General features: G+C 75.4%; 13 protein-coding genes and 1 rRNA gene. 11 read left to right on the top strand and 3 right to left on the bottom strand.

All coding sequences use genetic code 11. The annotated features are described in order from the left end of the window. Window positions 1–55: 55 nt before the first annotated feature. The 3 genes from rrf to A6V29_RS06450 all read left to right on the top strand — a co-directional run bounded on the left by rrf (window position 56) and on the right by A6V29_RS06450 (window position 2,573). Window positions 56–172: ribosomal RNA gene (gene rrf / locus A6V29_RS06460) — 5S ribosomal RNA — on the top strand. Window positions 173–1,308: 1,136 nt separating this feature from the next. Continuing rightward, the gene (locus A6V29_RS20675) at window positions 1,309–2,121 is read left to right on the top strand and encodes a hypothetical protein (protein ID WP_212719053.1); all 813 of its coding nucleotides are present in this window, start codon (window positions 1,309–1,311) and stop codon (window positions 2,119–2,121) included. Between the two features lie 92 nt (window positions 2,122–2,213). Beyond that, complete coding sequence (locus A6V29_RS06450; RefSeq protein ID WP_137159545.1) at window positions 2,214–2,573, top strand: single-stranded DNA-binding protein; 360 nt, start codon at window positions 2,214–2,216, stop codon at window positions 2,571–2,573. Window positions 2,574–2,581: 8 nt separating this feature from the next. On the opposite strand, the gene A6V29_RS06445 is transcribed toward A6V29_RS06450, so the two are convergent. After that, window positions 2,582–3,910: a DUF1015 domain-containing protein gene (locus A6V29_RS06445; protein WP_249933060.1), complete on the bottom strand. Its 1,329-nt coding sequence runs from the start codon at window positions 3,908–3,910 to the stop codon at window positions 2,582–2,584. Window positions 3,911–3,986: 76 nt separating this feature from the next. On the opposite strand from A6V29_RS06445, the gene A6V29_RS06440 reads away from it, so the two are divergent. Further along, complete coding sequence (locus A6V29_RS06440; RefSeq protein ID WP_137159544.1) at window positions 3,987–5,099, top strand: HAD-IIA family hydrolase; 1,113 nt, start codon at window positions 3,987–3,989, stop codon at window positions 5,097–5,099. 9 nt (window positions 5,100–5,108) lie between these two features. On the opposite strand, the gene A6V29_RS06435 is transcribed toward A6V29_RS06440, so the two are convergent. Further along, window positions 5,109–5,447, bottom strand: a complete 339-nt coding sequence (locus A6V29_RS06435) for an alkyl sulfatase C-terminal domain-containing protein (RefSeq protein WP_137159543.1) — start codon at window positions 5,445–5,447, stop codon at window positions 5,109–5,111. Window positions 5,448–5,644: 197 nt separating this feature from the next. Between A6V29_RS06435 and A6V29_RS06430 the strand changes: the two genes are divergently transcribed. From A6V29_RS06430 to A6V29_RS06410, 5 genes are all read left to right on the top strand, one after another. Beyond that, entirely contained in the window at window positions 5,645–5,839 is a 195-nt protein-coding gene (locus A6V29_RS06430) for a hypothetical protein (protein ID WP_137159542.1), read from the top strand. Continuing rightward, a complete protein-coding gene (locus A6V29_RS06425) occupies window positions 5,839–6,633 on the top strand; it encodes a TlyA family RNA methyltransferase (RefSeq protein ID WP_137159541.1) in 795 nt (264 codons plus the stop codon). Before A6V29_RS06430 ends, A6V29_RS06425 begins: the two co-directional genes overlap by 1 nt. Then, window positions 6,630–7,658 carry an NAD kinase gene (locus A6V29_RS06420; protein ID WP_137159540.1) on the top strand — a complete coding sequence of 343 codons (1,029 nt, stop codon included), beginning with the start codon at window positions 6,630–6,632 and terminating at the stop codon, window positions 7,656–7,658. The genes A6V29_RS06425 and A6V29_RS06420 overlap by 4 nt, the downstream gene beginning before the upstream one ends. Continuing rightward, window positions 7,648–9,414, top strand: coding sequence for a DNA repair protein RecN (gene recN / locus A6V29_RS06415; protein WP_137159539.1), 1,767 nt, complete (start codon window positions 7,648–7,650; stop codon window positions 9,412–9,414). The genes A6V29_RS06420 and recN overlap by 11 nt, the downstream gene beginning before the upstream one ends. A gap of 101 nt (window positions 9,415–9,515) precedes the next feature. Continuing rightward, on the top strand, window positions 9,516–10,178 hold the full coding sequence (locus A6V29_RS06410; protein WP_249933061.1) for a class I SAM-dependent methyltransferase: 663 nt from the start codon (window positions 9,516–9,518) through the stop codon (window positions 10,176–10,178). Window positions 10,179–10,194: 16 nt separating this feature from the next. Here A6V29_RS06410 and A6V29_RS06405 read toward each other — a convergent pair whose 3' ends face one another. Beyond that, window positions 10,195–11,061 carry a TetR/AcrR family transcriptional regulator gene (locus A6V29_RS06405; protein ID WP_249933059.1) on the bottom strand — a complete coding sequence of 289 codons (867 nt, stop codon included), beginning with the start codon at window positions 11,059–11,061 and terminating at the stop codon, window positions 10,195–10,197. 238 nt (window positions 11,062–11,299) lie between these two features. Here A6V29_RS06405 and steA point away from each other — a divergent pair, with 238 nt between their 5' ends. Both steA and A6V29_RS06395 read left to right on the top strand, forming a co-directional pair. Continuing rightward, window positions 11,300–12,436 carry a putative cytokinetic ring protein SteA gene (gene steA, locus A6V29_RS06400; RefSeq protein ID WP_249933058.1) on the top strand — a complete coding sequence of 379 codons (1,137 nt, stop codon included), beginning with the start codon at window positions 11,300–11,302 and terminating at the stop codon, window positions 12,434–12,436. Further along, window positions 12,433–13,416: a copper transporter gene (locus tag A6V29_RS06395; RefSeq protein WP_137159535.1), complete on the top strand. Its 984-nt coding sequence runs from the start codon at window positions 12,433–12,435 to the stop codon at window positions 13,414–13,416. Before steA ends, A6V29_RS06395 begins: the two co-directional genes overlap by 4 nt. Window positions 13,417–13,481 lie beyond the last annotated feature (65 nt).

The following is a 13,481-nucleotide window of genomic DNA, read 5'->3' as shown; positions in this document are numbered from 1 at the left end:
CACTGTGCGGTTCTGAACGCACGAACCAGCACCTGGTTCGACATGTTCACAGAGTTACGGCGGCCATGGCGAGAGGGAAACGCCCGGCAACATTCCGAACCCGGAAGCTAAGCCTCTCAGCGCCGATGGTACTGCCCTGGAGACGGGGTGGGAGAGTAGGACGCCGCCGGACAACCATTCACGAACGGGGGTCAGAGCGCACGCGCTCTGACCCTCGTTCGCTTTTTCCATGCACACTTTCGGCCGCTCCAGCGCGGGCGCCGTCCTTCGATGAGGTAGTTCCTGCAGATGACGACTCCGCGACGCGGTTCCGACGGGCCGCGCGGCTCCGGCGGTCGCCCCGGTTCGAGTTCCGGCCGCCCCGGCGCCCGCGCCCAGCGTCCGGCTGGCGCGTCCGGCCGGCCGGCCGCCCCGCGGACGGGTGCCGGAGGACGTGGCGGCTCCGGTGACGCCGACCGGCCCGCCCGGCCGCTCAGCGACCGCGACGCCCGCTACTTCGCCGAGCGCGGCAAGGGCGGAGGCGCCCGTCCGTCGGGTGAGGGGGGCGCACGGAACGACCGCCGCCGTGACGGGGGTCGTTCCTCGGGTCCGTCGGCCTCGCAGGGGCGCGGCGGTGGTGCGTCACGGAACGATCGCGCCGGTTCGCAGCGGGGGCGCCCGTTCGCTGACCGGGGCCCCCGAGGGGAAGCCGGCGATCGCCGGCCGACCGGCGGCGGGTCGCGCGGGGGGTGGCAGGAGCGTCGTCCTTCGTCGGGTGGTGCCCAGCGTGAGGGGTCCAGGCCGGGCGAGATGCGGGACCGTCGTCCTCCAGGTGACCGGTCGCAGGGTGAGCGACCGCGAGGCGACCGGACGCAGGGCGGCCGGCCTCCGGGGGACCGCCCGCAGCGGAGCTGGCAGGACCGGCGTCCCGCCGGCGACGGGCCCCGAGGCGCGCGTCCCCAGGGTGACCGCCCGCAGCGAGACTGGCGGGAGCGGCGCCCCGTCGGCGACCGGCCGCAGGGCCAGGAGCGTGGTGCCGCCGACCGTCCCCGACGTGCTGACCGGCAGGATCGCCGGGCGCCCTCGGACCGTCCGCGTGGCAGCGGCGCTGGTCGCACCGGAGAGGGCGGTCCTGGCAACTGGCGCGAGCGCCGTCCCTCGGACCACAGGCGCGGCGGGGACCAGCGGCCGTCAAGGCCGTACGAGCAGTCCGAGCGGCGTCCGCCGCTGCCGGCCGGTCCGGAGATCCCGGAGTGGGTGGATCCGCGCGACCTCGATCCCGCCGTCCGTTCGGCTCTGCGCGGCCTCGACCCACGCAACGTGGAGCGGGTGGCCGCACACCTGGTCGCTGCGGGCACGCTCGTCGACGACGACCCGCAGACGGCGTTGCTGCACGCCCGTGCCGCTCGCGACCGGGCCTCGCGGGTCGCGGTCGTGCGCGAGGCCGTCGGCGTCGCGGCCTACCACGCCGAGGACTACGCCGAGGCGGCGCGAGAGCTGCGCGCCTACCGGCGGATGAGCGGTGACGAGGCATACCGCGCCGTGCTGGCCGACTGCGAGCGCGCGCTCGGACGTCCGGAGGTGGCTCTGCGCCTCGTGGGGGAGGCCCTGGCCGGCTCTCCCGACGAGGAGGAGACGGCCGAGCTGCGACTGGTCGAAGCCGGCGCGCGGCGCGATCTGGGCGAGGACGCCGCCGCGCGGCTCGTCCTCGAAGCCGCGCTCGGCGGTCGCCCCTCACCGGACGCCCTGGCCGAGGGCGATGCCGTCCAGCTGCGCTTCGCGGCCGCCTACGCCGACCTCCTGCACGCGCAGGGTGAGGAGCAGCTGGCGCAGCGGTGGCACGACGCCGTCGCCGCGCTGGACCCCGAGGCGTTCGCGAACTCGGTCGAGTTCACCGAGCTCGAAGAGGTCGAGGTCCAGGACGAGGCCGAGGGCGAGGACGTGGCCGAGGGCGAGGACGTGGCCGAGGGCGCGGCGGCCGCGGTCAGCGAGGTCGAGGCCGATCCGACCGATGCCGACGAGCCGTCCAGCACCGGTCGCTCCTTCCAGGACGAGGTGGAGGCAGAGGTCGCCGAACTGCTCGGCGAGGCCGACGACGACGCAGCCGCCCCGGCGGACAGGCATCCGGGCACGGACGACTGACCCTGCAGAGTCGGCCGTCCACATCCGGGATCCGCGTCCACAGATGACGCGCGGCGGTGGGCGGCCGCCCGGTCGCGCACCAGGCTCGGTCCATGAGCGTGGCTGTGATCGATCGCAACGACGTCGTGCTGCGCGGGCGGTTGTCCGCACCGGCCGAGGTCCGCACCCTCCCCAGCGGTGACACGCTGGTGTCGTTCCGCCTGGTGGTCCGCCGGCCCGAACCGCGTGCGGGGAACCAGTCCGTCGACGTGCTGGCCTGCATCACCTACGACCGCGGTCTCCAACGGCGGGCGGCGGCGTGGCAGCCCGGGGACGTCGTCGAGGTCGAAGGGGCTCTGCAGCGCCGCTTCTGGCGCACCGGCTCGGGCACCGCGTCGGTGTGCGAGGTCAACTGCCGGCGGGGCCGCAAGGTCCCGCGGTCGACCACGACGGCTGCCGAGCGGACCGCGTGAGCGCCGGCTCAGTCGTCCAGCGGGCGGAGCACGAGCCCGGTGCGGGGCTTGGGCACGAACAGGGTCGACTTCCGAGGCATCCTGGCACCGGCCCGGGCGACGGCTGCGACGTCGCCCGGCGAGGGCGGGCGCAGAAACAACGCGACACCGGAGCGCTCGACGGCGCCCCGGAGCGCGTCCTCCACGGTGTGCGCGATGACGATCGAGCCCGGCTCGTCGGAGCGGCGCCACACGCCACGAACCAGGCCGGCGTGCGCGAGCACCACGTCCAGGCCCCGCCACGCCGCCGGCGCCTCCGGCGGCACGAGAGCGCGGACCGCCGCCGTCGGGTCGTCCAGGTGCACCAGGCGGCGGCCGTCGCTGACGAGGAAACCCGACACCCCCGGCCGGTCCAGCCAGGCGTGCACCTCGGCGGCGGCCATACCGTCACCGGTTTCGGGCAGCTCCCGGACGACGAACCCGGCGGCCGCCTCCCGGACGGCCGCGTCGAGATCGAGGTCGGGCACCACGCGGTGGATCGCTGCCACCCGCAGACCTCCGAGCCCCATCGGGGTCACCAGCGCGAGCACGGCGTCGCAGCCCGGGCACCCCGGGTCGGTGCGCTGGTGCGCCTTCGCCGCGGCGAACCGGTGGTGACCGTCGGCGATCACCGCGCCGGTCCGGCGGAGCGCGGTCGTCAGCCGGCCGAGCACGTCCGGGTCGGCCACCCGCCACAGGCGGTGGCGCACGCCGTCGTCGTCGAGCACCTCCATCGTCGGCGGCGCGGTGCGTGCCCGGTCGGTCAGCGCGGCCACCTCGTCGTCCGGATCGTGGGCCAGCACGATCGGCTCGAGGTCGGTGCGGGTCTCGGCCAGCAGTGCGCGGCGCCCCTCCACCGCCACCGGGAAGGTGTCCTCGTGCGGCAGCACGGCGGTGGAGGTAGGGCCTGGGAGGCCGACGGCCCCGAGCCAGCCCACCGTCGTCGCCGCCTCGCCACCGGACGGCTGCAGCTCGTAGGCCCACAGGGCGGGGGTGGCGTCGCGGACGAGCACCTGGTCGCGCTCCCACCGGCGCAGCGTCGCCGCCGCGTCGGTCGCCCAGGACCCGGCGCCGTCGCCGGTTGGCGCCGGCTCGCTGTCGGCTCGTTCCGCGCGCGGGAGGATGAGGCGGACGATGTTGTGCGGATCGGCCCGCGACAGGCGCTCCCGGTCGGCCGGGGTGACCAGGTCGTATGCCGGCGAGCTCACCCGGGCCAGGTGCGCGGGATCGTGCCGGCGGTAGGTCAGCGCCCGGAAGGGCCGGACGTCCAGTCCTGCCGCAGGATCGGACGGGCGGGGACGCGCCGGCGAGGGGGACACTCCCGAATCGTAGGAGCGGCAGGAGCACCGCACCGCGGGCGAGGCCCACGGGAACGACGGAACGAGGGAGCACAGCATGGCCACGGCGGGCATCCGCGACGGCGAGCACGGGGTGCCCGAACGGCCGTCGCTGGCCGCGGGCTCGCCGGAGCCGCTGGTCGAGCGCTACGACGTCGCCCTGCTCGACCTCGACGGCGTGGTCTACGTCGGCCCGGCCGCCGTCCCGGGGGTGCCGGACGCGCTGCGCGAGGTCCGGCACGCCGGCATGCGGCTGGGGTTCGTCACCAACAACGCCTCGCGCACCCCGGACGAGGTCGCGGCCCACCTCACCGAGATCGGGGTCCCCGCCGATCCGGCCGACGTCATCACCAGCTCGCAGTCCGCCGCGACGGTGGTGGCCGAACTCCTCGGTCCGGCCGGCCGCGTGCTCGCCGTCGGCGGCCCAGGGGTCGCCGCTGCGCTGTCCGCCGCCGGCCTGACCGTCGTGCACCGGGCGGAGGACCGACCCGGCGCGGTCGTGCAGGGCTACGGGCGCGAGGTGGGCTGGGCTCAGCTCGCGGAGGCCGTCGTCGCGGTGCGCGAGGGCGCCCGGCACGTGGCGACCAACGCCGACGCGACGGTCCCCTCGCCGCGCGGACCCCTGCCGGGCAACGGGGCACTCGTCGGTGTGGTCAGCGCCGTCACCGGGCAGCCGCCGCTGGTGACCGGCAAGCCGGATCCGGCCATGCACGCCGAGTGCGTCCTTCGCACCGGGGCCGAGGCGCCACTGGTGGTCGGGGACCGGCTGGACACCGACATCGAAGGTGCTCAGCGCGCCGGTGCGGCCAGCCTGCTGGTGCTCTCGGGCGTCACCGACCCGGGGACGCTCCTCGCCGCCGGTCCGCGGCACCGTCCCGACCACCTCGCGCACGACGCCGCCGGGGTGCTCGCATCCCACCCGCCGGTACTGCCGACGGCGCGAGGCTGGCGGTGCGGCTCGTGGGTGGCGGGACCGACCGAGGCCGGCGGGATGCTGCTCGAGGAGATCTCCGAGGACGGTGAGCACCCGCCGACTGCATCCGACGGACTGGACTGGTTGCGGGCCCTCTGCGTCGCCGGCTGGACCCTGGCCGACGGCGGCACCGCCGCCCGCCCGGTGGCTGGTGGGGAGAGCGCCAGGGTGGTGCTGGGGGAGTGGGGGCTGCTGTGAGCGCCCGGCTCAGAGCAGCTTGCGCAGGCGCAGCAGGTCGCGGAGCCCGGCCTCGAGCTTGACCCGGCCCGAGGCCCACGCCGGGCCGAACGACAGCTGCCCCGACGTCAGGGCCACCAGGTCGTCACTGGACATCGTGAGCCGGATGTCGGCCTTGGGAACCTCCGGGCCGTGGGGCAGCACGTGGACGTCGTGGACGGTTCCGGCGGCGAGCCGCCCCATGACGACCTGGTCCAGGTCGGTGAGCCGGCAGGACAGCGTCCGGTCCAGCCCGGCCGCGGCCGGATTCGAGGCGAGGTCCCCCAAGATGCCTCGGATGGCGGTCAGGGATTCGTCCAGCGTGGCCACCGGGTGGTTCTCCTCGCGACGTCGGGGTGGTCGGGCGCACGACGCTAGCGCCTGCGCTCCGCGCGACGTGCCCGCCGGCGGTGACCGGTAACCTCGACCCGAACTCCGACGGTGTCCGACCGGCACCGCGGCCGCGCTCCCGGCGCCGGCCGTGGCCTCGCCGGTGGAGGCCACGAGCGCGCGAGAGGCGGGACGAGATGAGCGAGTCGGGCACGCAGCGACCCGTTCCCGGCCCGCCGCGCCCGGACGCCCCCGCGACGGCCGGGCCGGAGACACCCGCAGCCGACAGGTTCGGCGACCTCGAGCAGCGGCCGGTGAGCGAACACGTCGAGGTCTACGAGGCCGAGCACGAGCGGCTGCAGCGCGAGCTCGGCACGATCGACCAGCTCTGATGGCGCGTCGCAGGCTCGACGCCGAGCTGGTGCGTCGGGGGCTGGCCCGTTCGCGCGAGCACGCCGTCGCGCTCATCGCCGACGGCCGGGTCGCCGTCTCCGGTCGCGCCGCGACCAAGGCCGCCACCGGCGTGGATGCCGGTGACCCCGTGGTGGTCCGCACCGACGAGGACCAGCCCACCTGGGTCTCCCGCGGCGCGCACAAGCTGCTCGGCGCGCTGGACGCCTTCGGCGTGCCGGTCGAGGGCCGGCGCGCGCTCGACGCCGGCGCCTCCACCGGCGGCTTCACCGAGGTGCTGCTGCGCCGCGGCGCCGCCGAGGTCGTCGCGGTGGACGTCGGGTACGGGGAGCTGGCCTGGTCGTTGAGGACCGACGACAGGGTGCGGGTCCACGAACGCACCAACGTCCGGACGCTGACGCCCGAGGCGATCGACGGGCCGGTGGACCTCGTCGTGGCCGACCTCTCCTTCATCTCCCTGCGCCTCGTCCTGCCCGCCCTGACCTCGTGCGCCACCCCTGGAGCCGACCTGCTCCCGATGGTGAAGCCGCAGTTCGAGGTGGGGCGTGAGCGGCTGGGCTCCGGGGGCGTCGTCCGCGATGCGGAGCACCGGGTCGCGGCGGTGCTGGACGTCGCCACGGCGGCGGCCGCCCTCGGGTGGGGCACTGCCGGAGTGGTGGCCAGCCCCCTGCCGGGTCCGGCTGGGAACGTGGAGTTCTTCCTCTGGCTGCGTCGAGACGCCGGCCCGCCGCAGGAGGACGACGTCCGTCGAGCAGTCCAGGAGGGACCCCAGTGAGTTCGAACAGCGAGGCCACGGCCACCCCGCGGTCCCGCCGCGTCCTGCTGACGGTGCACACCGGCCGCCAGGACATCGTCCTGCTGGCCCGCACCTCGGCCGCGCGGCTGCAGACCGCCGGCATCGTGGTCAGGGTGCTCGAGGACGAGGCCGAACTGCTCGACATCCCGGCCGCCGAGGTCGTGACAGCGGACTCCGCAGCCGCCCAGGACGCCGAGATCGTCATGGCCTTCGGCGGCGACGGCACGTTCCTGCGCGCCGCGGAGCTGGCCCGCTACAGCGACGCCGCGCTCATGGGCGTGAACCTCGGCCGGGTCGGCTTCCTCGCCGAGACCGAGCCCGAGGCGGTCGAGGAGACCCTGCAGGCGATCGAGCAGTGCGAGTACTCGGTGGAGGAACGCCTCGCCATCGAGGTCGACGTCCTCGACGCGCAGGGCACCGTCGTCGGCGCCACCTGGGCGCTCAACGAGGTGTCCGTCGAGAAGGCCGAGCGCTCTCGCGTCCTCGACGTCGTCATCTCCATCGACGGCCGGCCGCTGACCAGCTTCGGGTGCGACGGCGTGCTGTGCGCGACGCCCACCGGTTCCACCGCCTACGCCTTCTCCGCCGGCGGCCCCGTCGTCTGGCCCGACGTCGAGGCGCTGCTGCTCGTCCCCAGCAACGCGCACGCCCTCTTCGCCCGGCCGCTGGTCACCGGCCCGGACTCGGTCCTCACCGTGACGATCCCGGCCGACGGCAACCAGGCGCGGATCTCCGCCGACGGCCGGCGCACCGTCGACGTCCCCGACGGCGGACGGGTGGACGTGCGCCGCGCGGTACGCCCCGTGCGCATCGCCCGGGTGCACCCGGCGACCTTCGGCGACCGGCTCGTGGCCAAGTTCGGCCTGCCCGTGCGGGGCTTCCGCGACGCGCGGCACGCCGGCCCGGGCCACGAGCTGACCACCAGCCGGGACGTGCTCGCCCGGGACGTCGTCGCCGAGGACGCCGTCGCCTCCGCGGCAGGGGACGTGACCGGTGCCGGCTGAGGGACTCTCCTGCGGTGCGTCGGCGGGAGCCCTCACCGAGCTGCGCATCCGCGGGCTCGGCGCCATCGACGACGTCACGCTGGAACTGGGCGAGGGCCTCACCGTCGTCACCGGCGAGACCGGCGCCGGCAAGACCATGGTCGTCACCGGCCTGACCCTGCTGTTCGGTGGCCGGGCCGACCCGGGCCGGGTGCGGGCGAACGGGCGCGCCGGGGTCGAGGGCCGGCTCTCCCTCCCGCCGGGGTCACCGGTCTGGGAACGGGCCAACGACGCGGGAGCCGACGCCGACGAGGACGGCAGCCTCATCCTGGCGCGGACGGTGAGCGCCGAGGGCCGCTCCCGGGCCTACCTCGGCGGCCGCGCGGTGCCGGTCGGCGTCGTCGCGGAGCTGGCCGAGAGCGTGCTCGCCGTGCACGGCCAGACCGACCAGCTGCGGCTGTCCCGCCCCGCCGAGCAGCGGCGGGCCCTCGATCGGTACGCGGGACCGGCCCACCTGGCCCTGCTCGACGGCTACCGCGAGGCATACGAGCGCTGGCGCGCCGCCTCCGCCGAGCTCGACCGCCGCCGGTCCCAGGCCCGCGAGCTGGCCCAGGCCGCCGACGTCCTCCGGCACGGGCTGGAGGAGATCGAGGCGGTCGCGCCCGAGCCGGGCGAGGACGAGCAGCTCGACACCCAGGCCAGGCGACTGGCCGACGCCGACGCGCTGCGCGCCGCCGCCGACGAGGCACGGCTGGCCCTGATCGGCGACGTCACCGGCGACCTCGGCGGGCAGGACGCCCCGCAGGACGCGACCGCCGCCCTCGCCATCGCGGAGCGGGCGCTGGCCGGATCCGACGACCCCGCCCTGGTGATGCTGGCCCAGGACCTCGGCGACGCCGTCGCCGTGGTCTCCGACGTCGCCGGGCAGCTCGCCGGCTACGTGGCCGACCTCGACGCCGACCCCGCCCGCCTCGCCGAGGTGCTCGACCGCCGGGCCGCCCTCACCGGGCTGGTCCGCAAGTACGCCGACCCGGGGGAGGGGCTGCAGGGCGTCCTCGCGTGGGCCGCCGACGCGGCGCAGCGGCTGGCCGAGCTCGACGTGTCCGACGAGGCGCTGGACCGGCTGGCCGCCGACCGGGACGCCGCGCGTGCCGAGGTCGACCGGCTCGGCGCCGAGATCTCCGCCGGCCGGCGGGCCGCGGCCGACGGGTTCGCCGCCGAGGTCGGCGAGGAGCTGGCCGGGCTGGCCATGAAGTCCGCCCGCGTGTCGTTCGCCGTCGAGAGCGACCCGGACGATCCGGGGCCCGAGGGCATCGACCAGGTGACCTTGCTGCTCGCCGCGCACCCGGGCGCACCGCCGCGGCCGGTGCACAAGGGCGCCTCCGGCGGCGAGCTCTCCCGGGTCATGCTGGCCATCGAGGTGGTGTTCGCCGGCGCCGACCCGGTGCCGGTCATGGTCTTCGACGAGGTGGACGCCGGCGTGGGCGGGCAGGCCGCCGGCGAGATCGGCCGGCGGCTGGCCCGGCTGGCCCGCCGGCACCAGGTCGTGGTGGTCACCCACCTGGCGCAGGTCGCGGCCTACGCCGACACCCACGTCGTCGTCGACAAGTCCCCGGACACCGGCGCCGGGGTGACCGCCACCGACATCCGGGCGGTCGAGGACGAGGACCGGGTCCGGGAACTGGCTCGCATGCTCTCCGGGCTGGCCGACAGCGACACCGGCCAGGCGCACGCGCGCGAGCTGCTGGCCGTCGCGGCGGAGGCGCGCCGCCCCTGACGGGTGATCGGTGCTTGCCGTGATCAGCACCGGGGTAGGGGGGCCCGGTGACGTGCTTCTCCTCCGCCGACGAATCGGCGCACTACGGATTCTCGGTGTGCATGCTCCTGGAGCACTACCGCGACCCGCTCGGCTGGCAGGAGGAGGGCGTGGTCGAGCTCGGCACCGGTGACGCGACCGCCATCGCCGAGGTCGTCGCCGGACTGCCCGACCTCCGGGTGCGCAGCTTCGACATCAGCGCTCCCTCGATCGAGCAGGCTCGGGCGAACATCAGCGCCCGGGGCGTGGCCGACCGCTACACCGTCGAGCTCGGGGACTTCTTCGACCAGGCCGACTCCGCCGCCGGCCCGCGCGTCGCGACCGTCATCTCGAACCCGCCCTACATCCCCGCGCCCGACCGGGACATCCTCATGCCCGAGCTCTGGGGCGGGGTGTTCGGCAACGACCTGGTCCTGCAGCTGCTGAAGTCCGACTACGACAACGTGATCACCGCGGTGCCGAGCTACTCCGACCCGGAGATCACCGTGCGCACGGCCGAGGACCACGGCTACCGGGTCGCGAACTTCCTGGCCATGGGCCTGGACTTCGGCCCCTACAGCAGCGAGCCGAAGGTGCTCGAGCACATCCGCCGGCTCTGTGCCGCCGGGCACGGCTGGGTGGGCGACGACGAGTACATGGTCGCCGTCGCTCTGTTCACCCGGAACCCCGACATCCGCGGGGACCGGGCCGACCAGCTGCTGCGGGCGCTCCAGCTCCCCGCGTGACCGCCCCCGCGACCGGCTACCTCCGCTTGGCGTAGCCGGCGAGCCCGAACTGCAGCAGCGCGAGCCCGCGGCGGCCCTGCCGGCGCAGCTCGCCCGCGAGTTCCGGCCCGGACACGCCGGCCAGCACGCGGTCCCGGGCCAGCTCCAGCAGCGACGCGTACAGCCCGAGGACGGCGTGCGCGGCCAGCCACGGCTCCACCTGCCCTGGCCAGGCCCTGGTCTCCTCGGCGATGAGCGCGGCCAGCGCATCGGTGAGCTCGCCGAGGATCTCCCGCTCCCGCACCTGCAGCGTGCGGCTGCCACGGATCACCCGCGCCATGCGGGCCACGCCGTCGGCCGCCTCCGGGGTGCCGAGCAGGCCGACGGCCGCCACGACGAAGCTGCCGGCGGCGGCCGACACCGACTCGCCCGGCGGGCGCTTGCGGACCGCCTCGAGCAGCGCCGTCCGCATGGGCGGGTCGGCGTCGAAGACCAGCCCCTCCTTCATCGGGAAGTGGTTGAAGACGGTCTTCTCGACCACTCCGGCGCGCTTGGCGATCTCGACCACGCTGACCGCGTCGAAGCCGCGCTCGGCGAACAGTTCGGCCGCCGCGTCGACGATCCGGGCCCGTGTCTCCTGGTAACGCTGCTCACGTCGACCCGGAGCGCGCGCCGCGCGACCCGCCTCCCCGGACGGCGACGTGCCGCCCTCGGAGGCACCGGCGGGGGCACGGCCGGTGGACGCCGGGGAGGTACGGGACGGCGGCGGGGCAGCCGAGCGCGCAGGGGCGTCCGCGTCGACGCCGTCGGCCGGGAACGCCCTGATCAGCGGGGCGGGGACCGGAGCCGGCGGCTCGGTCTGCGGCTGCTCCGGGGCAGCGGGAAGGGGGTCGGTTCGGGGCATCGCGCGGGCCACTCCAGTCACAGCCGCAACGCTAGTCACGAGTCGGTAACGATCCCGCTGGAGACACGGCGGCGGCGACGCGGGCGTGTCGGGTCGCACCCGGTGTCGCGCACGCTGCGTGACCGGGAGGTCGCGCGTCGCGCGTCGCAGGGCCGAGCCGTCGGACCTGCGTGGGATCATCCAGGTCATGCGCATCGGCACCCTCGGACGTGGCCGCGCCCCGGCCTCCGGTCCCGGCGTGACCGGAACTGCGCGACTGGACCGTCGCACGAAGAACCTCACCAAGCGGCTGCGCCCCGGCGACATCGCCGTCATCGACCACGTGGACATCGACCGCGTGAGCGCCGACGCGCTGGTCGCGTGCAAGGTCGCCGGGGTGGTCAACGCCGCACCGAGCATCTCCGGGCGCTATCCGAACCTCGGCCCCGAGATCCTGGTGAAGGCGGGCATCCCGCTGCTGGACGGGGTGGGGCGCGAGGTGTTCGCCTCGCTCAAGGAGGGCGCCCAGGTCCGGATCGACGACGACCGGCTCCTGGCCGAGGACGGCACCGTCGTCGCCGAGGGTGTGGCGCAGGACGCCGACAGCGTGGCCGCCTCCATGGCCGAGGCGCGCGCCGGGCTGTCGACCCAGCTCGAGGCGTTCGCCGCCAACACGATGGAGTACATGAAGCGCGAGCGCGCGCTGCTGCTCGACGGGGTCGGCGTCCCCGACGTCGCCACGCAGATCGACGGCCGGCACGTCCTCATCGTCGTCCGGGGCTACGACTACAAGGAGGACCTGCACGCGCTGCGGTCCTACATCCGCGACTACCGGCCCGTCCTGATCGGGGTGGACGGCGGCGCCGACGCGCTCATCGAGGCCGGCTACCAGCCCGACATGATCGTCGGCGACATGGACTCGGTGAGCGACGGCTCGCTCACCTCGGGCGCGGAGGTCGTGGTCCACGCCTACCCCGACGGCCGCGCACCCGGCCTGCCGCGGGTGCAGGAGCTCGGGGTCGAGGCCATCACCTTCCCGGCGGCCGCCACCAGCGAGGACATCGCGATGCTGCTGGCCGACGAGAAGGGCGCCAAGCTCATCGTCGCGGTCGGCACGCACGCGACCCTCGTCGAGTTCCTGGACAAGGGGCGCGGCGGCATGGCCTCCACGTTCCTCACCCGCCTCCGCCTGGGCGGGAAGCTGGTCGACGCCAAGGGCGTCAGCCGGCTCTACCGCAGCCGCATCTCCACCACCGCCCTGGTGGTCCTCGTGCTCGCGGCGTTCATCGCCATCGGCTCCACCCTCGCGGTGTCGGCTGCCGGACGGGTCTACATGGACCTGCTGCTCGACCAATGGAACAGCTTCGTGTTCTGGCTGGAGAACCTCTTCACGTGATCGACTTCCGCTATCACCTGGTCTCGTTGATCGCCGTGTTCCTGGCGGTCGCGCTCGGGATCGTCGTCGGCACCACCCAGCTCAACGGGCCGATCCTCGACGACCTCGAGCGGCAGGTGTCCGCCCTCGAGCAGGACAAGCGGTCGCTGGAGGACGAGACCCGCACCCTGCAGGGGCAGCTGGACACCACCGAGGAGTTCGCCGAGGCCGTGGCCCCGGCCCTGGTCGAGGGCACGCTGACCGACCGCAGCGTCCTGCTCGTCCTCGCCAGCGAGGAGGTCGCCACCGACGACGTCGAGCAGGTCGGCTCGCTGATCAGGCAGGGCGGCGGCACCGTCGCCGGCCAGATCTCCCTCGCCCCCGCCTACTCCGACCCCTCCACGGAGTCGAGCCTGCAGAGCTACGTCACCGGCTCGGGGCTCCCGGCCGGGATCACGCTGCCCGAGGTGGACGACGCGGGACAGCTGGTCGGCTCGCTGCTGGCCCAGGTGCTGCTGGTGCCGCCGGCCGACCCGGCCGCCGAGACGCCGGCCGACCCGGCCCCCGGCCCGGCCCCCGACCCGGCTGCCGCCTCGTCGGTCCTCGCCGGGCTGGCCGCCCTGGACGTGCTGCGGACCGACAGCGACTCGGTCGCCCCTGCCGACCTCGTCGTGGTCCTCACCGCCGGCGAGTTCACCGGAGCCAACGCCGACGACCGCAACGAGACCCTCATCGAGCTGGTCACCGCGCTGGACGACCGCGGCTCCGGTGTCGTCGTCGCCGGCGACGCGGCCTCGGCGCGGGAGGGCGGCCTGATCGGCGCGCTGCGCGACGACCCCGAGCTGGCCTCGACGATCTCCACGGTGGACAACGTCGGGACGGCGGCCGGACAGGCCAGCACCGTGCTGGCGCTGCGCGCCGAGGCGGCGGACAGCTCCGGCGCGTACGGGACGGGCGAGGACACCCAGCCCGTGCCGCCGGTCGGGGCCGACGCGCCGTGAGCCGGCCTCCCGTGCGCGGGCGGGTGGGCCTCGTCCTCGCCGGGCTCGCGGCGGGGCGGGCCGCG

The sequence above is a fragment of the Blastococcus sp. CCUG 61487 genome, from assembly GCF_005222955.1.
Taxonomy (GTDB): Bacteria; Actinomycetota; Actinomycetes; order Mycobacteriales; family Geodermatophilaceae; genus Blastococcus.
Note: the sequence above shows the minus strand (reverse complement) of the source record. Positions and strands in the feature narration are given on the sequence as shown.